General features: G+C 50.1%; 20 protein-coding genes. 8 read left to right on the top strand and 12 right to left on the bottom strand.

Annotated features, from left to right (window positions below; all coding sequences use genetic code 11):
* Positions 1-248: 248 nt before the first annotated feature.
* The gene (locus tag DCC85_RS21165; RefSeq protein WP_108467345.1) at positions 249-2,471 is read left to right on the top strand and encodes an MMPL family transporter; all 2,223 of its coding nucleotides are present in this window, start codon (positions 249-251) and stop codon (positions 2,469-2,471) included.
* A 554-nt stretch (positions 2,472-3,025) separates the two neighbouring features.
* Here DCC85_RS21165 and DCC85_RS21175 read toward each other — a convergent pair.
* The 3 genes from DCC85_RS21175 to DCC85_RS21185 all read right to left on the bottom strand — a co-directional run bounded on the left by DCC85_RS21175 (position 3,026) and on the right by DCC85_RS21185 (position 5,525).
* The gene (locus tag DCC85_RS21175) at positions 3,026-4,441 is read right to left on the bottom strand and encodes a helix-turn-helix domain-containing protein (protein WP_108467347.1); all 1,416 of its coding nucleotides are present in this window, start codon (positions 4,439-4,441) and stop codon (positions 3,026-3,028) included.
* Positions 4,442-4,650: 209 nt separating this feature from the next.
* The gene (locus DCC85_RS23500) at positions 4,651-4,887 is read right to left on the bottom strand and encodes a hypothetical protein (protein WP_234414257.1); all 237 of its coding nucleotides are present in this window, start codon (positions 4,885-4,887) and stop codon (positions 4,651-4,653) included.
* A gap of 158 nt (positions 4,888-5,045) precedes the next feature.
* Positions 5,046-5,525 carry a GyrI-like domain-containing protein gene (locus tag DCC85_RS21185; protein ID WP_108467349.1) on the bottom strand — a complete coding sequence of 160 codons (480 nt, stop codon included), beginning with the start codon at positions 5,523-5,525 and terminating at the stop codon, positions 5,046-5,048.
* Positions 5,526-5,840: 315 nt separating this feature from the next.
* On the opposite strand from DCC85_RS21185, the gene pepT reads away from it, so the two are divergent.
* A complete protein-coding gene (pepT, locus tag DCC85_RS21190; RefSeq protein ID WP_108467350.1) occupies positions 5,841-7,079 on the top strand; it encodes a peptidase T in 1,239 nt (412 codons plus the stop codon).
* 59 nt (positions 7,080-7,138) lie between these two features.
* On the opposite strand, the gene DCC85_RS21195 is transcribed toward pepT, so the two are convergent.
* Positions 7,139-7,600: a DinB family protein gene (locus DCC85_RS21195; protein WP_442789554.1), complete on the bottom strand. Its 462-nt coding sequence runs from the start codon at positions 7,598-7,600 to the stop codon at positions 7,139-7,141.
* 284 nt (positions 7,601-7,884) lie between these two features.
* Between DCC85_RS21195 and DCC85_RS21200 the strand changes: the two genes are divergently transcribed.
* From DCC85_RS21200 to DCC85_RS21220, 4 genes are all read left to right on the top strand, one after another.
* The gene (locus DCC85_RS21200) at positions 7,885-8,823 is read left to right on the top strand and encodes an aldo/keto reductase (RefSeq protein WP_108467352.1); all 939 of its coding nucleotides are present in this window, start codon (positions 7,885-7,887) and stop codon (positions 8,821-8,823) included.
* 230 nt (positions 8,824-9,053) lie between these two features.
* Positions 9,054-10,472, top strand: a complete 1,419-nt coding sequence (locus DCC85_RS21205) for an MATE family efflux transporter (RefSeq protein ID WP_108467998.1) — start codon at positions 9,054-9,056, stop codon at positions 10,470-10,472.
* 317 nt (positions 10,473-10,789) lie between these two features.
* Positions 10,790-11,635, top strand: coding sequence for a methyl-accepting chemotaxis protein (locus tag DCC85_RS21210; protein WP_108467353.1), 846 nt, complete (start codon positions 10,790-10,792; stop codon positions 11,633-11,635).
* 275 nt (positions 11,636-11,910) lie between these two features.
* A complete protein-coding gene (locus DCC85_RS21220) occupies positions 11,911-12,201 on the top strand; it encodes a hypothetical protein (protein ID WP_108467355.1) in 291 nt (96 codons plus the stop codon).
* Between the two features lie 128 nt (positions 12,202-12,329).
* Here DCC85_RS21220 and DCC85_RS21225 read toward each other — a convergent pair whose 3' ends face one another.
* From DCC85_RS21225 to DCC85_RS21240, 4 genes are all read right to left on the bottom strand, one after another.
* Positions 12,330-14,423: an alpha-galactosidase gene (locus tag DCC85_RS21225; RefSeq protein WP_108467356.1), complete on the bottom strand. Its 2,094-nt coding sequence runs from the start codon at positions 14,421-14,423 to the stop codon at positions 12,330-12,332.
* Between the two features lie 106 nt (positions 14,424-14,529).
* Positions 14,530-15,840, bottom strand: a complete 1,311-nt coding sequence (locus DCC85_RS21230; protein WP_108467357.1) for an extracellular solute-binding protein — start codon at positions 15,838-15,840, stop codon at positions 14,530-14,532.
* A gap of 127 nt (positions 15,841-15,967) precedes the next feature.
* The gene (locus DCC85_RS21235) at positions 15,968-17,602 is read right to left on the bottom strand and encodes a response regulator (protein WP_108467358.1); all 1,635 of its coding nucleotides are present in this window, start codon (positions 17,600-17,602) and stop codon (positions 15,968-15,970) included.
* Positions 17,595-19,433: a cache domain-containing sensor histidine kinase gene (locus DCC85_RS21240; protein WP_108467359.1), complete on the bottom strand. Its 1,839-nt coding sequence runs from the start codon at positions 19,431-19,433 to the stop codon at positions 17,595-17,597. Before DCC85_RS21240 ends, DCC85_RS21235 begins: the two co-directional genes overlap by 8 nt.
* A gap of 178 nt (positions 19,434-19,611) precedes the next feature.
* Here DCC85_RS21240 and DCC85_RS21245 point away from each other — a divergent pair, with 178 nt between their 5' ends.
* Positions 19,612-20,499, top strand: a complete 888-nt coding sequence (locus DCC85_RS21245) for a carbohydrate ABC transporter permease (protein ID WP_108467360.1) — start codon at positions 19,612-19,614, stop codon at positions 20,497-20,499.
* The gene (locus tag DCC85_RS21250) at positions 20,499-21,329 is read left to right on the top strand and encodes a carbohydrate ABC transporter permease (protein WP_108467361.1); all 831 of its coding nucleotides are present in this window, start codon (positions 20,499-20,501) and stop codon (positions 21,327-21,329) included. The genes DCC85_RS21245 and DCC85_RS21250 overlap by 1 nt, the downstream gene beginning before the upstream one ends.
* Before the next feature lie 91 nt (positions 21,330-21,420).
* On the opposite strand, the gene DCC85_RS21255 is transcribed toward DCC85_RS21250, so the two are convergent.
* The 4 genes from DCC85_RS21255 to DCC85_RS21270 form a co-directional block, all read right to left on the bottom strand.
* Entirely contained in the window at positions 21,421-21,975 is a 555-nt protein-coding gene (locus DCC85_RS21255; protein WP_325048394.1) for a DinB family protein, read from the bottom strand.
* A gap of 117 nt (positions 21,976-22,092) precedes the next feature.
* Positions 22,093-23,457: a serine hydrolase gene (locus tag DCC85_RS21260; RefSeq protein ID WP_108467362.1), complete on the bottom strand. Its 1,365-nt coding sequence runs from the start codon at positions 23,455-23,457 to the stop codon at positions 22,093-22,095.
* Between the two features lie 75 nt (positions 23,458-23,532).
* Positions 23,533-24,693: a GGDEF domain-containing protein gene (locus DCC85_RS21265; RefSeq protein ID WP_108467363.1), complete on the bottom strand. Its 1,161-nt coding sequence runs from the start codon at positions 24,691-24,693 to the stop codon at positions 23,533-23,535.
* Positions 24,694-24,854: 161 nt separating this feature from the next.
* A complete protein-coding gene (locus tag DCC85_RS21270) occupies positions 24,855-26,246 on the bottom strand; it encodes an alanine/glycine:cation symporter family protein (RefSeq protein WP_108467364.1) in 1,392 nt (463 codons plus the stop codon).
* Between the last annotated feature and the right edge of the window lie 56 nt (positions 26,247-26,302).

Below are 26,302 nucleotides of genomic sequence, written 5' to 3' on the forward strand. Positions count from 1 at the left end.
CAAGCCCCCTTCATTCCTCGCCATCTAATTGCATTACAGCGTCTCACGGTGGATCGATATCATACTTACTTAAACTGAAACTTCTATAGTTATCTTTATTGTAAGGGCTGCAGCATTTCTAAGTCATCGTCCAAAGGTGCAGACCCCATCTGCCCAAAAGGGCATGCCCTCTTGGACGTTATCCTCTCCAGCAATCTACGGTACCATGAGATTCATCTTACAGAAAAAATACTGGAGGGAAACCTAGCATGGCAAAGTGGTTATATCATATCGGAAAATGGTCTTTCCGTAAAAGAAAGACCGTGCTAATCGCATCCTTAGGCTTACTTATCGTTGCTATAGCGGCAGGATTAGGCCTGGGCTCTGCGTTCAGCGGAGGGATTAGCATCCCTGGTACTAAATCAGAGAAGGCGATGACCGTGATGAAGGAAGCCTTCGGGTCAAAGTCCGAAGGGGGCGGCACCATCCGGCTCATCTACAAAGCTCCCCTTAACCAGACATTAGAAACTAGTTCCGTAAAACAACTGATTCAAGCCACGGAACAAGAAGTCAAGAAAGATCCGGAAGTCGCATCCATTCAGACGGTATATGACGCCAAAACCATAGGGAAAGGCGGCCAGATCGGATATTCTACAGTCACCTATAAAGCTGCTGCAGACGACGTCGCGCAAACATCGATTGATCATGTGCTGAAAGCCATAGAGGCTCCTAATTCCAAAGGCCTTCAGACCGAACTAGGCGGGACTGTAGCCTTGTCCAAAGTAGAAGCTGGCGGCCCGGCAGAAATGGTCGGTGTTGTCGCTGCATTTGTCATTCTGCTGCTTACATTCGGTTCCGTTGTCGCAGCAGGCCTCCCAATTTTAACCGCAGTAATTGCCCTAGGAATCGGGATTATGCTCATCCTCATTGGGTCTAACTATATCGAAATCCCATCCTTCTCCTTGTCCCTTGCCGGCATGTTGGGACTCGCGGTGGGTATAGACTATGGACTGTTCATCATCTCACGCTTCCGTCAAAACCTAAAACAGGGGATGGAGCGGGAAGAAGCAGCGGGAATAGCCAATGCTACGGCGGGAAGCGCGGTCGTATTTGCCGGACTTACTGTATTCATTGCACTTGCCGGACTCACTGTGACCGGAATCCCCTTCCTGGGATCTATGGGGATTTCTGCAGCCGTAACTGTATGTATGGCTGTGCTGGTCTCCCTGTTCTGTATCCCGGCATTTCTCGGCTGTTCCAAGAAGCTATTTATGCCTAAGAAGTCTAAAAAGGCTCTGCCGAATCCTAATCTTAGTGCCAAGGAATCAAAGGCTGATTCGAACTGGTGGGGACGCTTCGTAACCAAGCACCCGCTCCCTGTCCTGATTGTGTCTGTTCTGCTGCTTGTCGTCATTAGTCTGCCCGTTATTCATATCCATACCGGACTCCCAGATAGCTCTTCTAAGTCTGTAGATACTACGGAACGGCGGGGATACGACCTCTTGGCTGAAGGGTTTGGTCCCGGCTTTAACGGTCCACTAGTGGTCGTAGCTCAAGCAGAGGATTCTGCAAGCGATAAAGCAGCGGCGATCTCTGAAGCAACGAAGGGTCTTGGCGATCTGAGCAACGTCGCTTCTGTCACACCACCGCAAATGAATGCGGCTGGCGATACGGCCATGCTTACCATATTACCGAAGACAGGACCGCAAGAGACGGAGACGAGCGATCTGGTCAAGACGATCCGTGAACAGGCGGAGAACATCAAGGCTGAAGCTCACGTAGAGCTGATGGTAACAGGAGCAACCGCCGTCAATATTGATATGTCGGACAAACTTAACGAGGCGTTACCGGAATTTGCAGGGTTGATCGTGGGGCTGGCCTTCATCCTTCTGGCCATCGTATTCCGCTCCATTCTAATTCCAATCAAGGCTGTTGTCGGCTACTTGCTGACGCTGACAGCCACCCTCGGAGCCGTTGTCTATGTCGTTCAAGACGGGAATTTCATTAGCTTCTTAGGCATTCCTGAGCCTGCCCCTGTGCTCAACTTCCTGCCTGTCCTTGTCGCAGGGATCCTGTTCGGACTAGCCATGGACTATGAAGTGTTCCTGGTCAGCGGAATGCGAGAGAAGTATGTGCATGAACAGCAGCCCAAAAAGGCGATTCTCTTCGGAATGAAGCATAGCGGGAAAATTGTACTTGTCGCAGGCTTGATTATGGTCTCCGTGTTTACCAGCTTTATCTTCGGGGATGACACGATGGTCAAATCCATGGGGCTTGCGCTCGCACTAGGCATTGTATTCGACGCCTTCATCGTGCGGCTCACCATCGTTCCTGCCGCCATGGCCTTGCTCGGCAAATCCGCTTGGTATTTCCCGAAATGGCTCGACCGCATTCTGCCTAAGCTTGATATTGAGGGGGAGGCTTTTCAGAAAAAAGAGCCTAAAGAGGAAGAAGTCCATTATCTTCAACAAGACAAAAGCTATATACAGTAAAAGAAATTAGCTCAAGCACATTTCTGTTATTGTCCGTGTCACAGCAGCAAGCTCCCGGTACTAAGAGGAATAAACCTCTCTTAGCTCCGGGAGCTTGTTTGTGTCGAATCTATGATCAAGCAGCTTCATATGCCTGACGCGGCACTCTTGCCCAATTTGCACCTGGCAGACCCAAAGGCCGCTGAGGGGATTCTAGTCAAAGACTTGCTTCACCATTATTCTAGTCTAAGGCTGTCTCAGGCCAATCTTATGCTGAATATGTACAAGAGCATGTTTCTAATACTGCAAATAAAGAATAGCTTTACCTCCGTACCTGAAGCGCAGCAAAACAGATTAGCCAGAGGGTACCCCTCCATTTTTAGCTTTATGCTGCCTACAGACTCTCCCAACATTCCGTCCATCTGGCTTCGGCATATATCATTTCCAATGCTGAGGATATGAAGGGTAGCTGGGCTTTTTTGTTACTATCCGTTTACATTCCTCCAACGGTATCCTGGAGTTGAATAATCTGATGACTATGCGATTGAGCTGGCACAGTAGCAATAAACAAAAAGCTAGCTGCGGTGAGTAGTAGTATCATTTTCTTTAACATTGTCTAACCACACCTTTTCAATGAATTTTGAGAACTTTTCCTTCGTTTCTTGAACCGCATACGTGCGGAAATGCTCAAATAGCCCTAGACAGTTTATATAATAAGTCTCGTTATTTATTGTATGATAACTTGCCATTGAATACATCAAATATTTAAAACCATCAGCGTAATAGTCTCCATGTAAATAATAATACGCTAACTCATAACTCAATCGTGCAATCTGTTCTGGTATTACTTGCTTAGTATACATGTCTGATGATTGGGACCCCTGTGTAACAAAAGAGTCAATAATCGTTTCAAAACGTTCAAGTATATGATTCACATCTAAATGATATCGGTTGGCTGCAAACATTAAGTTTAACAGCTTAGTTATCATTTCTTTATCAACTTTTGACGCAGCGATGTATTCGACATAATCCGGAAGTACGCTTGTATCTCCAGAAAGGAGTTTATATACGTAAATATTACATTGCGACCAATCTTGATATCGTCTGATCCAATTCATCGTATCCTCGTCCGTCTCTATTACCCAATCCAAATTAGCGTAGGCGTATGTATATTGTAGAGCTTGTTGATAATCGCCTTGGGCTTCATAAACGCTTGCACACAATAAATCGGCATAGGTAATATACGCAAACAGAGGGCGAGTTGGCTTCTTAGTAAATTCAGTACGTTCGCGGCCATTCTGTTGATGTTTTAGTGTATATTGTACTTCCGCTTTAACTTTCATTTTCTTTGCCATTTCCTCAACCTTGTCCCATTTACGTAAAGATCTATACACGTTTGCCAAATCCTTTAATGCGTCAAGCTGATCTATTTCGTCCAGACGTTCGACGAAAGCTTCAAAGACGGCCGCCGTTCTAACATTTTGACTTTGATTATCACCAATTTGGATTGTGAACATGCGGTACTGACAAATCGCCAAACGCTCTGAGTGCTGATATTTCTCCACTTCCGCCACATTCTCATATAGTATCAGCGCCGTTTCGTATTGACCGCGTTCGAATAGATTTTCAGCAATCTCAAATAATTTTGATGAATAGATTCGATTATCCATGATGGTTTCTACTACTTGTCGGAACATGTCTAGCTTGTTCAGCTCAACGCATCGATATAAAAACGGCTCGATTCGTCTCATATTCAAGGGTACGCCTAAGATGTAGTTTTCTATAAACAAATCGTAAAAATGGCCTTCCGGTAAACCCATAACCTCAGTAATGCGGTCCAGCTGATTAATGGACATAGGTTTATTTCCTGACACAATGGCACTTATCGATCCCCTATTAATGCCTGTTAGCTTTCCCAATCGTGCCAAGTTTAAACCCTCTTGTTGGAGGTAGCTGTCCAATTCTGCTCGTATCGTAGGTGTATGCTTCAAGTCATAACCACCTTTCTTACAGAAATTACAAACACATTTTATTTTATTATATTCTATTTTTGCCCATAATTTAATATATGGAGTAAAAAAATCCCATAAAGCCAGCACACCATCGAACATTCCACCGATTACAGCTGGCGAGTAGTTTTCATCTGCATTGTATGAGTCTCTATCTTCATAACTATATTCAACTAAGCCGTGCTTCTCGTCTACTTTGATTCGGAAATATCGACTTTAATACATTCCATTATTGATTTGATCTGAATGTTAACACTAATAAATCTATTTATATTCAACATTATCCTTCCAGCCGGAATATTAATCTTGGTCGGTAATAAGGTTACTTGGAGCCTCATCTTTGCATTTCTCCCTGGAGTCGGGCATTTTATGTTCATTGCTAGTATTCTCCTGTTAGGCATTGGAGCAGTTAAGAGCTTTTTGCTCATTCGAAGCTGGATCTCTAGAACAACTGAACGAAGTGCTTTGGCTATCAAATGAGTAGAGGAATAACTCGCCATTGAAGTCTTGGAGGATACGTAGCGCACCCGAGTTACAATTCTGGCGATGAGGCCCGCCTTGCAGAGGGCGATCCTGCCATTCTCTCTTAAGCTTTAACCATAGGAATCAGAATTGTGAACTCCGGCTGTGGGTCATAGGTGTCCTGGCTCATTGGATACTCCTCATAATGAGTCAGCCCCTCCCCCTGCGGACGATAGCCCTGCTGCTCTATCCAGGCGTAAAGGTTCTGATAGGAAGCATCGATGTCCTGTCCTTTGGCATGCTTGCAGCGGGCGTAGTCAGCGGCAGGTACGGTCAGGCTGACCATTCCTTCAGGGATCTCTCCAAGTTCCTTCACCTCTACAGCAGTTAAATGGGTGAAGCCCTGTTCCGTCATATCATAAGACAAGCCAAGCAGAGCATCCGGGTTCACCAAGTTCGAAATTTCCTGCAGGCGCTGCTTAAATTGCTGCTGCACCTCACGAATCCCACCTGCACCGGCTTCAGCAAAGCTCCCCTGCCACTTCATACCGATCACATGGAGCGACTCTCTATGTACTGCCTCAGGGCCTACTGGAAAACTCATCGTTATCATCCTCCTATAGATTGTCTTTAGAGATATGTACATTTTATACGGATACCAATAATTGTAACAATAACCACAAAAATTAATAGGCTTCATGACAAAATACAGCGGCTCATGGAGCTGATGGTGCGAGTATATGAGAAGAAGCGATTTACCGCCAGAGGAGCTTGCCGAGGAATTCCATGTCACCTACCGCGTCGTGAGGCCGAAATTCTAATTCCGCTTCTATAACGCCCTAATATCCAGCTAATCCCTTCGAATTTGGTATATACTAAGAAACAATGAAACCAACCCATGCTAAGGAGCTGAAAATCGATGAAGGAAGAACTCATTACAAGGTTTGTTAAATATGCCAAGGTAAATACCCAATCGAATGATGACAACGAGACCTGCCCTTCTACTCCGGGCCAGCTGGAGCTCGCTAACCTGCTGGTTGACGAGCTCAAAGAGCTGGGACTTGAGGAAGTCACCATGGATGAGCACGGCTATGTGATGGCTACGCTCCCTTCCAATACAGACAAGGAGGTGCCGGTGATCGGCTTCCTGGCGCATCTGGATACGGCCACAGAAGTCACTGGCGAAGGCGTTAATCCCCAGCGGGTTGAATCCTATGACGGCGGCGATATTGTGCTAAGCGAAGCTCATAAAGTGGTGCTGTCCCCCAAGGAGTTCCCCGAGCTTGGCGAATACATAGGCCACACCCTCATTACGACCGACGGAACAACCCTGCTTGGTGCCGATGATAAAGCAGGTATTGCCGAGATCATTACCGCGATGGACTATTTGATCCAGCATCCTGAGGTCAAACATGGCAAGATTCGCGTTGCCTTTACCCCGGATGAGGAAATCGGCAGAGGACCTTCACGGTTCGATGTTGCCAAATTTGGCGCAAAATATGCCTACACCATGGACGGCGGGCCAATCGGAGAGCTGGAGTATGAGAGCTTTAACGCAGCGTCGGCCAAAATAAAGATTAAAGGTACCAACGTGCACCCCGGAACGGCTAAGGGCAAAATGGTCCACTCCATAAAAATTGCAATGGAACTGCAGCACAAACTCCCGGCCAGTGAAGCACCGGAATTCACGAGCGGTTATGACGGCTTCTATCATCTGCTCTCCCTGAACGGCAATGTGGAGGAGACGGAGATGCACTACATTATCCGCGAGTTCAACCGAGAGAAGTTCGAGGCGAAGAAGACCTACCTGTGCCAGTGCGTTGACGAGCTGAAGGATGCCTATGGTGAAGAGCGGATTGTGCTTAACTTGAGGGATGAATACTACAATATGAAGGACAAGATTGAACCGGTGAAGCATATTGTAGATATTGCCCAGCAAGCCATGGAGGATCTGGAGATCAAGCCTGTGATCAAGTCCATCCGCGGCGGTACCGACGGCTCCCAGCTCTCCTACATGGGCATGCCTACGCCGAATATTTTTGCCGGGGGCGAGAACTTCCACAGCAAGTTCGAATATGTCTCCGCAGACAATATGGTCAAAGCCGTGCAAGTGATCGTACGAATCGCGCAGCTCTTTGAAGAGAAGGATGCCGAGTAACCTTGAATACTGTAAAATAATTAAAGCTGCAGCCTTATTTAGAAGGACTGCAGCTTTTTTTATATCAAGCCATTACATTCTCTCCCTATTACATTGGCCGATACCGGCTCAAAACCAAGCTCTCTGGCCCATAGAGACATCTGGCCCATATGGTGAATCTCATGGGCGATGACATGTCGCAATATTTCACCCTGGGTATAGCGTTCTTCCGACCAGGGAACCGTGACTATGATCTCCTCATCCTCAGGATTCCAGGATTTCAAGAATTCCCTGACCTCGGCCTTCCAGCCGTCAGAAAGCTGCTTAAGCCGGGCAAGGTCCTTATAATGCTCATAATCAACCTCTATATCCGGTTTGCCTTGAACGGCCCGGACCCAGCTGTATTCCACATCCGCGATGTGAAATAGTGTATACAGCATGCTGCCCGCCCCACCTACTCGCCTGCGTACCAGCTCCTCAGCAGGAATTTGCTTGCACAGCTCAAACCATTCTTCCCTTACCTTCCAGTTATACTGAAACATCTTGATCAACCCAAGATCTCCCCTCTCCATAAATCGTGCAGAGATGTTGGACTAAGCAAGACATCTCTGCATTTATATATATAGATTGAACTAAAGTTTTACATTGAACTTTCTGTTATCACGGCCTAATACGGTCCTATAACGTTCATTTCTTTAGTTCATTCTATATAGCTCTTTCAATTATATAGCATTTGCTACATACCTTCCTTCTTTGAAATGCTGTATCCGGTTTTGTTACAATGTGGTTGTACTCTACCCATCGTTAAAAAGGAGGAAATCAGCGAATGGCAGAACAAACGACTCGGCTGGGCCGCACCGATCTGCTGATAGGCCGGATTGGCCTAGGCACGAACGCAGTTGGGGGGCACAACATTTATCCGAATCTTAATGAAGAGACCGGGAAAGAGGTGGTGCGCACGGCCATGGCCAACGGCATCAACTTCTTAGATACCGCCTTTTTTTACGGACCGGAGCGCTCTGAGCAGCTTATTGGCGAGGTACTTAAGGAAAAGGGAAACCGCAAGGACATCGTCATCGCAACCAAAGGCGCTCATAAATTTGTAGATGGCAAGGTTGTCTTCGACAACTCGCCAGCCTTCCTGAAGGAGTCGGTTGAAGGCAGCCTCAAACGGTTACAGACGGACTACATCGACTTGTTCTATATTCATTTCCCGGACGAGCAGACGCCAAAGGATGAAGCCGTAGGTGCACTTCAGCAGTTGAAGGAAGAAGGCAAGATCCGTGCGATTGGTGTATCCAACTTCTCCCCCGAGCAGCTGCGCGAAGCCAACAAGGATGGCTATGTAGATGTGCTGCAATCCGAATACAATCTGTTCAAGCGTGGAGCGGAAGCGGAGCTGCTTCCTTACTGTGAACAGCATCATATCTCTTTTGTCCCCTACTTCCCGCTCGCAGCAGGTCTGCTTGGCGGCAAGTACAACAAGAACACCACTTTCAATGATGGACGGGCCAAGAACCCGCTGTTCCAGGGCAAAGCCTTCGTACGGAATTTGGACAAAGTGGACCAAGTTCGTAAGATTGCCGAAGCGAAGGGCGCCGAAGTTGCACATGTTGTGCTGGCCTGGTATTTGACTGTCCCCGGTATTGACGCACTGATTCCAGGTGCGAAGAAGCCTGAACAGGTGCTGAACAACTTGAAGACACTGGACGTTAAGCTGACGAAGGAAGAGGTTGAACAGATCAGCCAAATTTTCAAAGTTTAAGGGAAACTTCCTTCCGTATAGAATTGAGCCGCAGGCAAAGAGCCTGCGGTTTTTCTTTGCCCATAGAGGGAAAGCGCTGACATAAAATAAGTTAATGTTCCTTCTGAAAACGATAAATCAATTCAATGTAAGTTTTCTGGACTATTTCATAAATGTTGCTGTTTTTTCTAACAGACTATGCTAACATACCCTATGTTTTAGAAAATATCTCTACGATGAAAGGTGACATTATGACGGCAAATGCAGAACAAACAGGGGCTGTACAGTCGGAGAGAAAGAAATTAAGCATGTTCCATCTGACCTGGCCCATCTTTCTGGAGTTGTTTTTGTTCATGCTGATGGGCAGTGTGGATACCTTTATGCTCAGTTCGGTGTCCGATGACGCGGTTTCAGGAGTTGGCGCAGCCAACCAAATTATATCGATAGCTATTCTGGTCCTGGAAGTCATCGGGAATGGCGCGGCCATTGTCGTGGCCCAGTACCTTGGCTCCAAGAAGCTGAGCGAAGCTGCTCAGGTTACAGGCAATGCCATTACGTTAAATCTGGCCGTAGGCCTCATTCTAAGCGGGGTGTTCCTACTGTTCGGACAGCATATGCTGCAGCTGCTCAATGTACAGGGTGACATTTACGCTTATGCAAAGTCCTATATGCACATTGTCGGCGGAGGGATCTTCCTTCAAGCCTTGATCAATGCGCTGGCCGCTACCATCCGGACGCACGGCTTTACCAAGGAGACGATGGTTGTCTCCTTCCTGATGAACATCATTCACGTCGCAGGCAACTATATCTTAATCTTCGGCCACTTCGGTCTTCCCGCCATGGGCGTGGAAGGTGCGGCGATTTCAACCGTAGGCAGCCGTCTCATCTGTCTTCTGATCTTCTTCTGGCTGCTCTACAAAGTTATGGATGTACGGGTACAATGGAATTATTACGTCAATCTGTCCAAGAAATTTATCTTCAAAATTCTGAAGATCGGGGTGCCTTCTGCTCTCGAATCCATCACTTATCAGTCCTGTCAGCTGGTCTTTACGATGTACGTGACCTACTTGGGCGCAGAAGCGATGGCTACCCGCCAATATGCCGTGAATATATCAAGCTATATTTACCTGTTCAGCATGGCGATCGGCATGGGCACGGCGATCGTTGTCGGGCATCTCGTCGGGTCCCGGGAGAAGGACAGCGCCTATACCCGGGTGTTTACCAGTGTGAAATGGGCGCTGATCGCCACCGTCATTATCGACGCGATCATCATCCTGTTCCGGGTGCCGCTGATGGGCCTGTTCACCGAGAATCAGACCATCATTGCGATGGGAGCCCAGGTCATCCTGCTCAGCATTCTGCTGGAGACGGGGCGGACCTGCAACATCGTCATAATCAACTCGCTGCGGGCTGCCGGTGATGCGAAATTCCCGGTATTCATGGGCCTGCTGTCCATGGTATGCATGAGCTTGCCGCTCGGCTACCTGCTCGTGTTCAAGCTGCATCTCGGCCTTACCGGGGTCTGGCTCGCCATCGCTGCCGATGAATGGACGCGGGCCGTCATCATGTTCTTCCGCTGGCGCAGCCGAGCTTGGGAGAAGCACTCGCTGGTCGAGCAGGATGCGCCGGAGCCAGCTCTTACAAGAAGCGAGCCTGTCATCGCTGGGTAATCTATAGCTTTTGCACCACAGCAAATACCCCCGAGTCATCTTTTACGATGATACGGGGGTGTTTTTTCATGAATTTCACTTAATAGTATCATGATTTATGTAAACGAGGCCGACATATAAATAATGCTGGTTAATTCCCTAGCTATTATATGTATTCAGCATAAGGATAGAGAAGCTTCCGTCTCCTTGCATGCACACCATGAACAAATGCAGCTTGCCGGGATAAGAAGCAATCTGGTCTGTTCTTTTGTCATGCCCAAATCCGGTGGAGCAAGAAGCTGCATCCTGCAAACTACTACATAGAAGGACTGATCATAATGAATATCACAGAAGCTTTAGTTCGTTCCATCCCTTATTTCGCACAAATTATGCGTGAGCCCGTATCCTTTAACCTTTTAGGACGAACCCATGTCCTCGAATACTATCCCGTTGGCGATGCGATCGATATCGGCTTTAAGCCAGGCGATCCGCTTGATGAGGGTTACACAGACTTTAGCATGCTGAAGAACGGTCGCGAGCCTCAGATCATTACGATACCGGAAGAAGCCTATGGCGTGCCCATGGAAATGATCTCGATTCCGATCTTTAATGAAGATGGCGAAGTCGAAGCTGTTCTATCTGCAGCCTATCAACAGACCAACCAGACAAAGCTTCAGACCGTCATTCAAGAGACGAGCTCAATCTCCGATCATCTAGTGGACATGGCTCAGCATGTAGCGGCCCATGCCGAAGAACTTCAAGCAACGGCCGAACAGATCATGCAGAACACTCAAGTTACTGTTCATAATTCCAGCAAGATCAATACCGTAGCCAGTGTGATCAAGGAGATCTCCGATCAGACGAACCTGCTCGGCCTCAACGCAGCTATTGAAGCCGCCCGCGTAGGCGAGGCCGGCGCCGGCTTCGGCGTCGTAGCCAGCGAGGTGCGCAAGCTGTCCGTCGGCGCCAAACAAGCGACAGGCGACATTGAAGCCGCCCTGCTGGATGTACAGCGCTCCATTCGTGATATGGAGCGTGAGATTAGCCAGATTGTGGCCTCATCGCAGGAACAAGCTGGCCTTGTTACTTCGTTTACAGAAGCCATTGAACGTATGCAGCAGACAGGGGAGTCTCTGAAGCATGTAGCAGATCACCTCGTTAAATATCAAATCGCCAGAGAATAGGTTTTTAGTGAATAAATATTTGAATTTTATGAGGCAGCCTGTCTGTAGTTAGCCAACAGACAGGCTGCCTTTCTATCATCAACAGCTTAGGTCCATTCTCCAAATCATGGGAAGAACACCCATTATCCCTAGGGGCATACAACTCAGGCATGAATTGATCCACAATGCAAAATTTGCTATTATTTTCCATATGAAACTCTGCGGACGAACCCTGCTTAGGTCTCCCCAGTAAAGTCCTCCGTATTCTCCATAGATTCACAGAAAGGAGTCCACCCATGCGCAGACGAATCGCATACATTCTCCCCATCCTGATCTGCTTGGTTGCAGCCGTTATTGCCGCCGCGATCCCCGCTGTTACCAGCGCAGAGGGAAGCTCCCCCGATATCGGACGGGCAGCCGAGCTTAGCGAAATTTACGGCTTAGATACTCCTGACAGCAGCGCATCGCCTCCCGCGGCCGCTTCTCTCAGAGGGGATATTGGAATGAGTTACAGCTCCAGCCTGCTCTATCTTCTACTGAACCCTCTTACAGCCATCCTTCATTTCGTGGTTGAGTTCATTCGCTAGAGCAACCCCGGGAACGACAAAGGCTTCAGGCAGGCCCCTTAAGAAGGGCGCCAGCCTGAAGCCTTGTCTTTGCTGTCTTTGCCGCTCGTGCTGCTGGTGCGGCCGCTGCCGCTAAGAGGCAGCGGCGGCTAAAGCTGGAGCTCGAACAGCCGCGCGGTCTGCGGCTGCGGAAGCTCCACGCGCAGCACGCCTTCGGCGCTGCTCCAGCAGCAAAGGCTGCCCGCTTCCTGCGGATAGGCGCAGCGAGCGCTCAGCTCGCGGCCCCGCAGCTGCGGAAGCGGCATATCCGCGGCGGGCTCATCGCCGCGCACATGCCAGACCGCCAGGTAGAGGCGGTCCTCATGGCGCAGGCCGAGGGCGAGCCAGTCGGCCTGCTGGGTGGGCAGCCCGAGCGGCCAGAACGGCTGCGCCTCCTTGATATCCGCCCGGATCGCCTTGTAGTAGTCCAGGGCCTCCTTCACAAGCTCCCGGCGGCGGGGGCTCAGCTCTGCCAGATGGCCGCTCTGATGAACCCGCAGCAGCAGCGCGTTAACCATGTTGAAGATGACCTCTTCATCATCGCCCTCGCGCAGCGGATAAGACCAGACCGCAGCCTGCTCCGGCGTCAGCGCGGCTGGGGCGGAGGCGGCAATCGCCGCATAGTTCACATAGTTCTCCTGGTCACTGGTGGACTGGATGCTGTGCCGGCTGAGCTGCGCATAATCCATGCGCATGCCGCCGCTGGAGCAGTTCTCGATCACGAGCTCCGGATAGCGGGCGAAGATACTGTCCAGCCATGCCAAATATGCCCGGTTATGGCCCAGCAACCCGTCGCCTGCGCTATCCGCATCAAGTTCGGTACCGATGCCCGCATTGATGTTGTAATCCATCTTGATATAGCCTACACCATAATCCTCGACCAGACGGCGGATCACCTCATCCGCATAATCCCGGACCTTAGGATTCCGGTAGTCCAGCTGATACCGGCTCCGGTCCTTCACCCGCTGGCCATGGCGCATAAAAAACCAGCTGTCATCGGTATCCGCAAGCTTCGGACTGTGAATCCCCATAACCTCCAGCTCCAGCCACAGGCCGGGAACCATGCCCTTGTCTCTAATATAGTTCAGGACATAAGGCAGACCTTCCGGGAACCTCTTCTCGGAGGGCAGCCACTCTCCAACACCGTCCCACCACTCGCCGTCCGCATACCAGCCTGCATCAACACAGAAGTACTCACAGCCCATCTCGGATGCGGCGTCAATCAGCGGGAGCAGCTTGGCCGTGGTCGGCTGGCCCCACAGACAGTTCATATAATCATTGAAAATAATCGGCAGCATGCGGTTATCCTCATTCGGCCTCCGTATGCGGCGCCTGTATGTCGTCAGCTCTGCAATTGCCTGCTCGAACCCGCCGGGTGCAGCTCCCACCGCTACGGGAACCGAGGTGAATTCCTCGCCAGGGGCAAGCGACAGCCACCAATGATTGTCATGCTCATTCGGGCCGCCCAGCAGCAGGGTGAGCTGATCGTACTGCTCGAAGATCTCCCAATGCCAAGAGCCGTTATGCTCAACTTGCCAGAAGAGGCTTGCCTGTGTCTCGTGATCGGTCAGCATCGCCATGGGGATATACTCTGCCGCTGACCAGGAACCGGTATTGCTGCAGGCAATCCGTTTGGAGCCGCGGTCAATGACATGGGACAGCCCCAGCTCCGGCAATGTGTAGGCTCTCCACTGCAGCTCGCTTTGCCACCCGTTATGAGCCAGGAACAGCTCCATCTTCTCATCCCGGCTCTGTATGCCTCCCTTGGCAAGGCCCGTTAAGGCAAAGGAGGAGAGATATTCCAGTCCTACAGCAGCCTTCCCTTCATTCCGCACGGTAGTCCAAGCACGAACAACCGGGATTTCCTTATAGAATTGCAAATGCTGAACCGCATTAAGCCCGGTTGCGGGATCGCGCAGTTCAATCTCCAGCAGACGGCCTGCCTGACTGTACGTATCCGTATGACCTTCATACTGCAGGCGAAGCCCCGGATAGGTTGCCCTGTGAACCCGTCCATGGTATTCCTCCCGGTCCTCACCGGTCAGCTGCAGCTCCAGCAGGCGAAAGCCCGGCTTCTGCGCCTCCGAAATCGCATCCTCTTGCAGCGGCTGTGAACCAAAATGAAGAAAGCGCACATCCTTCGTCTTGGTGACTTCAAATACCAGAAACAGACCATTCTCTTCTACTTGAATTCTCTTCTCCAATTGTTCTCCTCCTTTGATCCCTGCCCAAGAGTTCAATGCCTAAAATACAGTTTAACCCAGCGCCACAAGGACGCTGAGTTAAACGGATCACAAGTGAAATTGTCTATTACTGTGCGGAGCCGAACTGAGTCCAAGCCTGCTCGATTTCCTGTACAGCTTGATCTTTCGTTTTGCTGCCGCCGATATAAGCCTGCATGATTTCACCGAACTTCTGATGGAAGGTATCCAGCGAGTAGTTGACGGACAGGTCACCGGATTTCTGTGTCTTCAGAATCTCATCCATTTCCTTCGGCATCGTCAGATCAGGAAGCGGCGCATCTTTGATTGGCGGAATCACCTTGGCCACTTGGGAGAACCAGTTCTTACCGTAGTCGGAGGTATACAGCCAGTTAAAGAATTCAATCGTTTCCTTGGCTACTTTGGAATCCTTGTTAATCCGCAGCGCCTGGTCGGCTCCTGTAATAATTACCGCTTGCTCTGGCTTGTCACTAACCGGATAACCCATGATGCCGATTTCCAGATTCGGGTTGATCTTCTTGATCGCTTCTTCATCCCATGCGCCTTTACCGCTCAAGAATGCAGCTTTGCCGGAAGCAAAGTCACTAACCTGGGCGTTGCTGTCCCGCTCCAGCGGCTTATCTGTTCCATGCTTAACCGTTAGATCAATAAAGTTGAAGAAGTTGTTGTATAGAGCAGGATATTCCTTGATCGTCGTCTTGCCCTCGATGAACTTGTTCACCAGGTCCTTCGCACTTTGGCCGGAGTCCTCAGCGGCCGCATCTACATAATGCTGGAAGATATGCTTCCATACCCACCACTCTTTGTAAGCGTTAGCAAAAGGAGTGGTGCCTTTGGCTTCCAGCTTCTTCACAGCATCATCCAACTGTGCAGTTGTCTTCGGCACTTCCGTAATGCCCGCATCTGCCAGCAGCTTCTTATTGTAGATCAGGGTGAACAGATTCCCCTTGATTGGCAGGCCAAGCACTTTACCGTCAGAAGAGGTCATGTTGGCACGAACCGCATCCGTCATCGCTGCTGCCAGCGGCTCATTCGTCAGGTCTGCACTGTAGTCGGCGAAAGTATCAATATCACCGCCAGCTGTTGTCTGGAATACATCCGGTGTGCTGCCTGCTGCGATTCTGGATTTTAATACCGTATTATAGTCGGATTGCATGATTTCAAGGTTGATGGTTACGTTAGGCTTAACCTTCTTATACTCCTCAATATAGGCATTAAATGCGTCGGTGTACTCCGGTGAAGCTGTGAACATATTAATTGTAACCGGTTTCGAAGAATTGCTTGCGTCGTTCGTGGCAGCTCCGTCGTTCCCGGCCGCATTGTTGTTCCCGCCGCAGCCTGCGAGCAGACCGCCCATCAGCACCAGACTGGCCGATGCCGCCATCAATTTCTTCAACATAGGTACGCCCCCATTTTCTTTGTGAGATTTGCTTTCTTGTTCGTTATTTTATAGAAAAGAGGTCTGCTGCAAAATGTAGATAAGTGAAGTATTAAGGGTAAAAAAGTGATAATTCGAAAGGTTAGCCTCAATTCAGATTGGCACGATATTCGGATGGGGACATTCCGTAGTAATTACGGTAAGCCTTGCTGAAATAGTTCTTGTCCTTATACCCCAGCATTTCTGAGATATCCTGTATTTTCAGGGCAGGGTCGCCAAGCAGCTGCTGTGCCTTGTCCATGCGGACCTTCTGAACATATTCATGGATGCCGAATCCGAACTGCTGCTTGAACCGCTTCATCAAATACTCACGGCTTAAATAGTATTTCTCCGTGAACATCGCAATCTTGAAATCTTCAAAATAATGCTTGTCGATATATTCCTTGATATCTCCGGCATCGAACGGACGCTGTGCGGCTGTAGACTCGCGAACCCTCTCTGCGTACAGCTCCAGCAGTGCTAACATCAGCCGCTCATACTGGGTAAAATCAGCCGTATCCATCGAGAAGCCCTCTTCGCGCCAATCTCCTCTTCCGCTCCTCTGCAGCCGATCGCCAGACACGCCCAGCGCCTTAGCAACATCATGGAGCAGGAACAAATATTCCTGCAGCAGCCAGTCAGCATCGCCCAGGCGGAAGACTTCTTGTCCGCCCAGCATTCTCAGGAATTCGGCCAGCACCGTGCGGGCGTGATTCAGATTGCCCGATTCGAGGGCGCTGCGAATCAGCGGCATGCGGCTGACGATGGAAGGAGGCGGCTCCTGTCCTGCCGGCTGTTCCGGCTTGGTGCTGACGGCTCCGCCCTTAAGCGTGAGGAAGTTCACGCTAAGCATCGCCGCCCTCGCCGCCTCATAGGCTTCGGCAATCTCCGGCAGCTCCCGGCACACCGGTGCCGTCCCTGCCACGGATACGATGCCGAAGAGATCCCTTAACGAGACCGCAGCCTTCTTAATCAGAAGCTCGAGCTTGAAGGCGGTATCGAATGAGGAGGTTTGCTTCAAGGTAAAGACCGTCACGATTTCACGCTCCTGCTTCGGATCAGCAAAGCTGAACCCGCGAATCCCTTCTTCGGACATCCCGTCAATCATATTGGCTACGGCAAAATGAAGCAGCTGCTGGTCCTGATGGAACCGTTCCTTCGTCACCGCATCCATATTAAGCATGCGGAACACGGCAATACCAAACCGGTGGTTCGGATTATCAGCTCCAATCAGGGGCAGGAATGCCTCATTCGTCTTGCGGTTAAAGCTGCGGTCGAGGATGGACTGATACACCTTCTCCTTGAGCTTCGGCAGAGACATATTCAGCGTAATATTGCGGGAGATGAATTCGCTCTCCGTCTGCCGCTTGGCCTCAAGTACACCTACCGCCTTGGAGAGCGCCTGGTTCAGGTCGTGCCGGTTCACCGGCTTCAGCAAATAGTCCACAACTCTGGAGTGAATGGCCTGACGTGTAAACTCAAAGTCATTGTAGCCGCTAATGACAATCGTGAGTAAGTCTGGGTATTCACGCTCTACGACCTGCAGAAATTCCACCCCACCAAGCTCGGGCATCTTCATATCGACCATCACAATATCGATCTTGTGGCTAGCAAGCAGCTCCAGCCCGCTTCGGCCGTTCGTCGCCTCCAGCACCTTCTCAATCCCAAGCCCCTTCCAATCTCCAAGAATGCGGATCGCTTCGCGCAGCGGCTCCTCATCATCAATGATTAACACCTTATACATGGCTGTTCCCTCCCTGCGGTATAATCATACGCAGCTCCGTTCCGGGGCTGGCAGCCGTAATCAAGAGCCCGGCCTGCTCCCCGTACAGCAGCTTCAATCGGGTATTCAGATTCTTAAGACCGATGCTGCTCCCGCCGCCATCTCGCTCTTCCCAATCTTCCTCGAAGGAGATCAGTACCTCGCGAAGCCGCTCGGACGTGAAGCCCGGCCCGTTATCAGTCACCGAGATGATGGCCTGATCTTCATCTAAGCTTGCCCGGATCACAATCAGGACGTCGGTGGATACCTTCTCAAGCCCATGCTTGATGGAGTTCTCCACCAAGGACTGAAGCGACAGCTTCGGCAGCTCCAGCTGCTTCAGCGATTCATCCCACTCAATCTCCACCTGCAGCCTGGAGCCGAATCTGGCCTTCTGCAGCGATAAATAACGGCCTACATGTTCAAGCTCCTCCCTGGCTAGAACCCTATCCTTACCACTGATACAGTACCTGAGCGTAAGCGCCAGCGCATCGACCATGTCGGCAATATCAAAGCGCTCATGCTTTAGCGCCTTGGTGGAAATCGCCTGAAGCGCGTTATAGAGAAAGTGAGGATTGATCTCTGCTTCAAGCGCCTTTAGAATTGCATTTTTCTCCACAAGCTTCATTTTGTAGCGTTCATTAATCAAGTCATTGGTCCGGCGGACCATCTGATTGAATTGACGGTTGAGATAAGCGATCTCGTCCCGCCCATTCACGGCTGCCTCGGCATCAAAGGTCCCTTCGCTAAACCGCCGCATCTGATGGGAGAGCTTCTTCAACGGCTTGGTAATCGCATTTGCCGTAAGGCTCACCAGCACCACGGCTACCAGAAGCAGAAGCAGGCCGATAAGAATGCTGAGATTCCGAGTCCGGGTCGCCGTCTCATAAATGCTTGAATAGGGGAGCGTCTTCACCAGCTTCCAGCCCGACCTCTCCCCTTCGTTGAACACGACCAGATATCGCTTCCCGTCATCTGTCCAGGTTAAACGCCCCTTAGGACTTTCAGATAGGTGGCTCAGCAGCTTCTCCTGCCGGATCTTCTGATAATAGCCCAGGTCATCCACATGAAAAGGGATATAATTCGGGTCAAGGAACATCACATGATCCCCTGCCGCGAACGGCACATCCTTCATAATTTTATCCTTCACCGAGGCATTGAAGTAGAACGAGAGAACCGCCTGCGGCTCCCGGGAGGCAATAGACCGCAGCACCCGGTGATAGGCCATAAAGCTGTTCTTCGTATCCACCGGATAACCGGTGCTCTGCTCCCCCGGCTGTACGAAGGATTGGAAGGCCCGGTTCTTATCGCTGGAGAGGGCCTCTTGGTACCAAGGCTGCTGCGGAATATCTGTCAGCACAGCCGAACGCACTTTGCTGTCGTAAGCCTCACGGGTAATCGAATAGTATTTGTGCTCATCTACCAAATATAAATAGATCGCCTCCATATCACCGCGTGAGAAATACAGACTGCGCAAATACTGTTCGAGATACATCCGCGAGGCATAGTTCGAAGGCTCCGTTAGAATCGCCTGAATAATCTCATCATACCTAAGCTGCGGCAGAGACAGCTGCTCGATGCCATCCAGGAAGTCCTCCAAATTGCGATTGACGAGCAGCAGGTTGTTGCTTGTGCTGGCCACACTGTTAGATACCGACTCTTTTTGAAACATTTGATAAGAAATGACTGTAATCGACACCACAATCAGAAGAATAATAGATGTAAACAGCAAGATCAGCTTGTTGACTAGTCTTCGTGAAATGCGATCCTGCAGCATATAAAGCGGCTTAAACAACCTGTTAAACGCTTTCATTTCTCCTCCCTGCTCTCTCTTTACAGTTCACCTTTTTACCCCTAACTGTACTCTTAAATCCATTTCTGAGGGGGACTCGCTAAATTATAATCATTATATCCGATACGGAGAGCTTGTGAAGATAGTCCAAATATTCCCTCAGGTCCCTGAGGGCTGCAAAAGAAAAAGGGGTGTTACGATGCGAAGACTAGGGAGAAAGTGGTCGGAGAAGCTGGAATTCGGATTCTTTACTTTACCGGTTCTAATTTGTATTGCCGTGGTGTTCTATATTCCGTTTGCAATGACGATTCGTTATTCACTGACCAAATGGAATGGCATTTCCAAGCATCCGAAGTTTGTCGGTCTCGACAATTTCCAACAGATTTTTACGGGGGATGCGAACTTTACGAACGCCGCCTGGTTTACGGTAAAATACGCCATTCTGTATATCGTGCTGGTCAACGTGCTGGCCATTCTGCTGGCCGTGGTGCTGGATATGAAGCTTAAGACTTCTGCCTGGCTGCGTGCCGCCTTCTTCATACCTTATATTCTGAGCCTTGTCATTGTCGGATTCATCTGGAAGTTCATCTTCATGCAAGGCTTCCAATCGTTCGGCGAAAGCACCGGCTGGGGCGTCTTCGGCCTAAGCTGGCTCGGTGAACCGGGACTGGCCTTCATCTCTATTCTCGGCGTATCCATCTGGCAGTCCATCGGATTCTACATGGTGATCTACATTGCGGGCCTTCAGTCCGTTCCTGATGACCTCAAGGAAGCGGCAACCGTCGATGGGGCCGGCCCGATCCGTAGATTTGTCAGCATCACCCTGCCGCTGCTGGCGCCATCCATCACCATCTCGGTGTTCATGGCACTCACGAACTCTATCAAGGTGTTCGACGTTATCCTGTCCTTGACCGCTGGCGGACCTGGCGGAACCACTTACAGTATCGCCTATGATATTTATCGGGACACGTTCCAGAACAACCTGTACGGTTATGGTACAGCCAAAGCACTAATTCTGTTCGTAGCTGTCCTGATTATTACCGCACTGCAGCTTACGATCTTCAAACGCAGGGAGGTTGAAGCCTAATGACACAGCGCAAGACAGGCAAGATCGTACTAGAAGTCGTCATGGTTCTGCTCTCGCTGATCTTTCTGTACCCACTATTTCTAGCCTTGATTAATTCCCTGAAGAGCTTCTCGGAGGTCATGACTGATGTCATCGCCCTTCCTAAGCACTTGGCCTTCGAGAACTATTCTTATGTATGGAAGTACATTAACTATCCGCGCCTGTTCGTGAACAACATAGTTATTACTGTGCTGGGACTGGTCGGCATTATCCTGGTCTCCTCTATCGGCGCTTACAAGCTGGCGCGGACCAAGTCCAAGCTTAGCGGAATTATTTACTTCCTGTGTATCATGCCAATGCTGATTCCGTTCCAGTCCATCATGCTGACCGTGCTGCAGATGGCGAAGGACTTTCACTTGTCCGAGAGCACCTGGGGACTCGGCCTTATGTACTGGGGCTTTGGCGCACCGCTTGCCCTGTTCATCTATCATGGGTTCGTGAAGAGCATTCCGAAGGAGATTGATGAGAGCGCCACCATTGACGGCGCATCGGGATTCCGGCTGTTCTTCTCGGTCATCTTCCCACTGCTCAAGTCCGTAACGACCACCGTAATCATTATCGATGTCATGTGGATCTGGAATGACTTCCTGCTTCCACTGCTCATGGTGAACGGCTCGCCGGACACCAAGACGCTGACTTTGGCTGCTTATACATTCGTCGGCCAGTATACCTCAGACTGGCAGTATGCAATGACCGCCATGGTTATGGCCGTCCTGCCATCCATCATCGTATTTATCTTCCTGCAAAAATATATCGTAAAAGGCGTTGTTGCCGGAGCCGTAAAAGGCTAATCGGCCGCAGCATCTCATATTTAAGAGGGGCTCGTGACTGGATTGTCACGAGCCCCTCTTGCTGGTCTCATTCTCATCATATTTATCTGCTTCAATCCCTGTTTCCCAAAAACTGAACCAGCCGCTCCTCTTGCAGCAGATGATGCCTGTAGTGCATCTCCACGAGAGCGAACCATTCCCTTGCGTTCAGGCCGCCAAACCGCGGATGCTCAACCGTCCGCTGATCATCCGATTCCGGCAGCAGCGCCATGACCTCCTTCATTAGGCCGCTCACAGCCTCAAGGCCTTCACGCAGCTGCTCATGGCTCTCCGGCTGCTGCGGCGTGTACTGCGGAGAAGGCGGTACATGAACGCGCTGCGGCGGAAAGGCGCCGCTTGCATAGATCATTTCCCCAAGCGCAGACTTGCCCGTCGTACCTGCCGGTCCTTGTCCTGATGCATCAGGGCTCATCAGCTTCATTGCATTCCCCAATTGCATGTGCCTGGCAGACTGAATTAAATGGGCATACATCTGACCCAAGGACCACTCGTCTGCTGCCGGCTTCCTCCTGAGCTCTTCAAGGGTATAACCCGCAAGTGTCTCCATACAGTGATTGTTAAGCTCTTCAAAGCTGTTTAGAATTTCCTCGTTATTCATCGCTTTCATGGCTAGCATCCTCCTAGGCTTATCAAGAATATAACTCTACTATATCCTCCCCCTCCTGACAGCTGTATGTCAGTAGTGCCTTAGTGCCTAGCAGGCTGCTCCAATCTTGGCCTGCATTTATTCCGGTGCGATACGTACCGCAATATCCCGTTCGTCCCCGCTATAAATGACTAATTGATCCGCCTGTACCCCTTCCCCGGTCACGAACTCCAGCTCTACCGGCAGAGAAGGGAGAAAATATCGCGTTTCTGAAGAAGGATAGATCGGCAATCGGACTTGGCCAGTGATCTGAATGAACAGCTGCCCGCTCTCTGTACTGATCTCTGCCACCAGATCCTCTGCTAAGCGGTACTGCCCCGTGTAACGGTCATATAGGGCCGGATTCACACTGACGGCCTGCCGCTCCCTCGGGGGCTCGGGCAGCCGGTCATAATCCTCCCCGAACAGCACCTGTTCCGCGCATTTCAGCACATCTACCTCGAAACCAAGATCCTGTTCCCGATTGTTCAAGTAAATCAGCGTCTTGTGCTCATCGACGAAGCGCATCAGCGAGGTAGAATATCCCGGCCAACCGCCATTGTGGAACACAATCCGCCCACGCTTCGGATCGTCTTTAATAATCCAGCCGAACCCGTAATCAAAGGTCTCCCCGTTATTCAGCTTCACCGGGCGGAAGGCTTCATTCAAGGCCTCCTTGCTAAGCAGACGGTCCGAGTACAAAGCTTGATCGAATATCAGCAAGTCGCCTGCGGTAGAGTTCACTGTACCATCTCCTTGAATGCCATCCAGATACTTCACATAATCCAGCTCAGGCAGCTCATCGGGCAGCTTGTACTCCCCTGTCTTCACATCCAGCACATAGCCATAGGCGTAATCATCCAGTTCACGCGGCCGATGCCTGCGGTTGTGAATCAGAGTTCGGCTCATACCTAAGGGTTCGAACATATGCTGCTGCATATAATCCGGGAAATTCATTCCCGAGATTTGTTCAATTAAACAAGCTAATAAGACATACCCTGTGTTGCTGTATTCCCAGCGGTCTCCCGGAGCGAACAGCAGCCCCGGCTTATCCTGAACGAGCATATCCAGCACATCCTGGTTCACTGCAATGCGGGAATGATCCCAGTTCATCAAGAAGTGGGTCATATAATCGGGTACACCTGAGGTATGTGTCAGCAGATGCCGAACGGTAATCTCCGCATAGGGAAGCGCCGGGATATACTGCTGAACAAGGTCATCATACCCCAGTCTTCCTTGGTCAGCCAGCAGCATTATACCTGCCGCGGTAAATGGTTTGGATACCGATGCCAGTTCGAAGATGGAGCGGCTTGTCAGTGGCAGCCCCTCTTCCCTATTGGCCTGTCCAAAGGCCCCTTCATAGATGATCTGCCCCTGTTCTGCCGCCAGAACCACCCCGTGAATATGGTTCTTCCGATAAAGGCCGCTAAACATGTTCTCCAACTTATTTCCTATGGCCTGCATTCGCCCTCATCCCTCCAAGTCATGTCTTGTTCTTATCAACAATACGAATAAACTTGGAAAAAAGTATCATTTTGCTCAAGAAACGGATGCTCTAGCCACGCAATTCCTTCCTTTACGCTTGGCTTCATACAGCACTTCATCACTTAACTGGTAAAGCCTATCCAGACCTGTCCTTGGCTCGGCCTCTACGGTTACAACTCCCATGCTGACCGTATATTTCACAGCTGCCTGCAGCGGGTATGCCTGCTCCAGACGCATTCTCAGCCGCTTGGTAATCTCATCCGACTCCGCTTCCCCCATCCCGGGGAGCAGAATAGCGAACTCATCTCCGCCGTACCGTCCAAATATGCCTGTATCCTTAAGCTCGCTATCAAACACATGGGTTATTTCCTTCAGGACCTTATCGCCAATATCGTGGCCATGGGTGTCGTTAATCAACTTGTAGTGATCAATATCAAACAGGATAAAGGTCACGGGCTGTCGATTCGTTAATCTTGCGATAGCCTGTTCCGCCTGCTCCATGAATCCCCGCCGGTTCAGAACGCCTGTCAGATCATCATAGTTCGCAAGGTAAAGCAAGCGCTCATCCGCGCGCTGCTTGGACAGCAAGATGAAGCCTGTGTTGCCCAGAATCATAATTAAATACAAAGACAGGAACGAGAGGGTCTGATATATGCTTGGCGAGAACAGGCTCATGGCCCGCTCCATTTGCAATGCGGTAAAGGCTCGTCCAGCAAGGCCAATAACTACGCTCATATACAGGTATCCCATCGTAGTCTGAAGCCTGCTGGCTTTAGGGGCGGTAATCATCCGATAGGCAGGGTATACAATGAAGCCCGCCGTGGCAAGGGAGGCATAGGCGATCCGCACACTCTCCACATTGTGAACAATAAAGATCAGGTTAAATCCGGCGATGGCTGCAAGTGTGTAGGCCAAATACAACCTTAGCAGCCGCTTTCCAACATGAACCTGAAGCATAAGTAAAGAAAAGGTCTCCAGGGCAGCTCCCGTCAGCAAAATGGAATTCGCGACCGATATGCTGATGACATCCGGCAGCAGGCTGCGGAATATTAATAGCCCCCATGCTAGAGACTGTACCCATTTCGACATGTAAAAAGTGTTTGCAGCCTTGTCATCCGTATGCTTATTTCTATAGGCGCTGATTAGAATGACCGTGAATAAATGCCCAACAACAAGGGACGCGAATACCGTCTTCATATCCAGATTAAATGTCATTCCTGCAAGCTCACCAACTTTTTCTCAGGTAATGATGCGCATAATGCATGATTATAGCAAATAATGGGGGCAACCCATAACCCATACAAAAAAGCTGCCCCAAGGCACTGATCATGACCTTGGGACAGCCGTGTCCTTAAGCGAATCTCCTATGCAGCGACTCAAGGCTTCCAGCATTCAACGTTCTCAAGCCCCGGCTTGCCTGCCTTGTTGAATACAGGATCTTTGCCCTGCTTCTTCTGGTTAATGTAATCAGCCAGCGCCATAAAGGCTACTCTGGACAGTAAAGTTATTGCGGTTAGATTGACTATGACCATCAGACCCATGAACAGGTCCGCCAGATCCCATACCAGTTGAACCTTGGCTAGTGCGCCGAAGAGAATCATTCCCAGGACCGCTACGCGGTAAGTCCACAGCCAAATTTTGCTCGATTTCAGGAACTCGATGTTGGTTTCCCCATAGTAATAGTTCCCAATAAGTGTACTGAAGGCGAACAAGAAAACCATGACCGCTAAGGCGCCGGATGCCCAAGAGCCCAGATGCACACTAAGCGCAGCTTGGGTCAGAACAATTCCGTCAAGTCCCGGCTGGTTATAAACTCCGGACAGCAAAATAATAAAGGCCGTGCTTGTACAAATGACAAGTGTGTCGGTCAGCACACCAAAGGCCTGAATGAGCCCCTGCTTGACCGGATGACTTGTTTCGGCCGAGGCTGCAGCATTGGGGGCACTGCCCATGCCCGCCTCATTAGAGAAGAGGCCGCGCTTAATGCCGTTCATCAGGGCCGCACCGAGAGAGCCTCCGGCAACTTGATCGAAGCCGAATGCGTTTTTGACAATCAATGCAATAACATGCGGCATCTCTGTAATGTTAATTAATACAATAATTGCTGCAATACCGATATAGAGGACAGCCATGATGATAACAATATACTCTGACATACGGGCGATCCGCCTGACCCCTCCAATAATAATTCCGGCAAAAACGAACACCATTACGATTCCCACCATCCATTTTGGGGCACCGAATGAATTTTGGAAAGCCTGTGTAATAGTGTTGGACTGCACAGCGTTAAAGACTAAGCCGAAGCAAAGGGTTATCAGAATCGCAAAGAGCACCCCCATCCAGCGCTTTTTGAGACCTAACTCCATATAATAAGCCGGGCCGCCCCGGTAGCCTATCTTATCCCGCACCTTGTATATTTGAGCAAGCGTACTCTCAATAAAGCTGGAAGCAGAACCGATAATGGCAATAACCCACATCCAGAACACCGCGCCCGGGCCGCCCAGTGCTATAGCTATGGCGATCCCCGTAATGTTCCCTGTGCCTACACGGGCCGCCATACTGATGCAGAAGGCTTGAAACGGAGAAATTTGGCCCGGATGACGTTCCCGGGATTCAAAGAGGACCCGCACCATTTCCCGCAGCATGCGAACTTGAAGGAATTTTGTCCGGAAGGTAAAATAGACCCCTCCAGCTACAAGTAGTAAAATAAGTAATTTGGACCATAGAAAGTCATTCGTTACAGTAATGATATCTTGCAGAAGATTCATGTTGGCAATTCCTCGCTGTCTATTAGTAATATCGCATGGTTTTACTGAGAATATTG

This window comes from Paenibacillus sp. CAA11 (genome assembly GCF_003060825.1).
Taxonomy (GTDB): domain Bacteria; phylum Bacillota; class Bacilli; order Paenibacillales; family Paenibacillaceae; genus Fontibacillus.

Excerpts from the sequence above, each read along its gene's own strand:
- DCC85_RS21165 (WP_108467345.1), top strand. The coding sequence starts at position 249 with ATGGCAAAGTGGTTATATCATATCGGAAAATGGTCTTTCCGTAAAAGA.
- DCC85_RS23500 (WP_234414257.1), bottom strand. The coding sequence starts at position 4,887 with ATGAGCAAAAAGCTCTTAACTGCTCCAATGCCTAACAGGAGAATACTA.
- DCC85_RS21185 (WP_108467349.1), bottom strand. The coding sequence starts at position 5,525 with ATGAGTTTTCCAGTAGGCCCTGAGGCAGTACATAGAGAGTCGCTCCAT.
- pepT (WP_108467350.1), top strand. The coding sequence starts at position 5,841 with ATGAAGGAAGAACTCATTACAAGGTTTGTTAAATATGCCAAGGTAAAT.
- DCC85_RS21195 (WP_442789554.1), bottom strand. The coding sequence starts at position 7,600 with ATGTTTCAGTATAACTGGAAGGTAAGGGAAGAATGGTTTGAGCTGTGC.
- DCC85_RS21200 (WP_108467352.1), top strand. The coding sequence starts at position 7,885 with ATGGCAGAACAAACGACTCGGCTGGGCCGCACCGATCTGCTGATAGGC.
- DCC85_RS21205 (WP_108467998.1), top strand. The coding sequence starts at position 9,054 with ATGACGGCAAATGCAGAACAAACAGGGGCTGTACAGTCGGAGAGAAAG.
- DCC85_RS21210 (WP_108467353.1), top strand. The coding sequence starts at position 10,790 with ATGAATATCACAGAAGCTTTAGTTCGTTCCATCCCTTATTTCGCACAA.
- DCC85_RS21220 (WP_108467355.1), top strand. The coding sequence starts at position 11,911 with ATGCGCAGACGAATCGCATACATTCTCCCCATCCTGATCTGCTTGGTT.
- DCC85_RS21230 (WP_108467357.1), bottom strand. The coding sequence starts at position 15,840 with ATGTTGAAGAAATTGATGGCGGCATCGGCCAGTCTGGTGCTGATGGGC.
- DCC85_RS21235 (WP_108467358.1), bottom strand. The coding sequence starts at position 17,602 with ATGTATAAGGTGTTAATCATTGATGATGAGGAGCCGCTGCGCGAAGCG.
- DCC85_RS21240 (WP_108467359.1), bottom strand. The coding sequence starts at position 19,433 with ATGAAAGCGTTTAACAGGTTGTTTAAGCCGCTTTATATGCTGCAGGAT.
- DCC85_RS21245 (WP_108467360.1), top strand. The coding sequence starts at position 19,612 with ATGCGAAGACTAGGGAGAAAGTGGTCGGAGAAGCTGGAATTCGGATTC.
- DCC85_RS21250 (WP_108467361.1), top strand. The coding sequence starts at position 20,499 with ATGACACAGCGCAAGACAGGCAAGATCGTACTAGAAGTCGTCATGGTT.
- DCC85_RS21255 (WP_325048394.1), bottom strand. The coding sequence starts at position 21,975 with ATGAAAGCGATGAATAACGAGGAAATTCTAAACAGCTTTGAAGAGCTT.
- DCC85_RS21260 (WP_108467362.1), bottom strand. The coding sequence starts at position 23,457 with ATGCAGGCCATAGGAAATAAGTTGGAGAACATGTTTAGCGGCCTTTAT.
- DCC85_RS21265 (WP_108467363.1), bottom strand. The coding sequence starts at position 24,693 with ATGACATTTAATCTGGATATGAAGACGGTATTCGCGTCCCTTGTTGTT.
- DCC85_RS21270 (WP_108467364.1), bottom strand. The coding sequence starts at position 26,246 with ATGAATCTTCTGCAAGATATCATTACTGTAACGAATGACTTTCTATGG.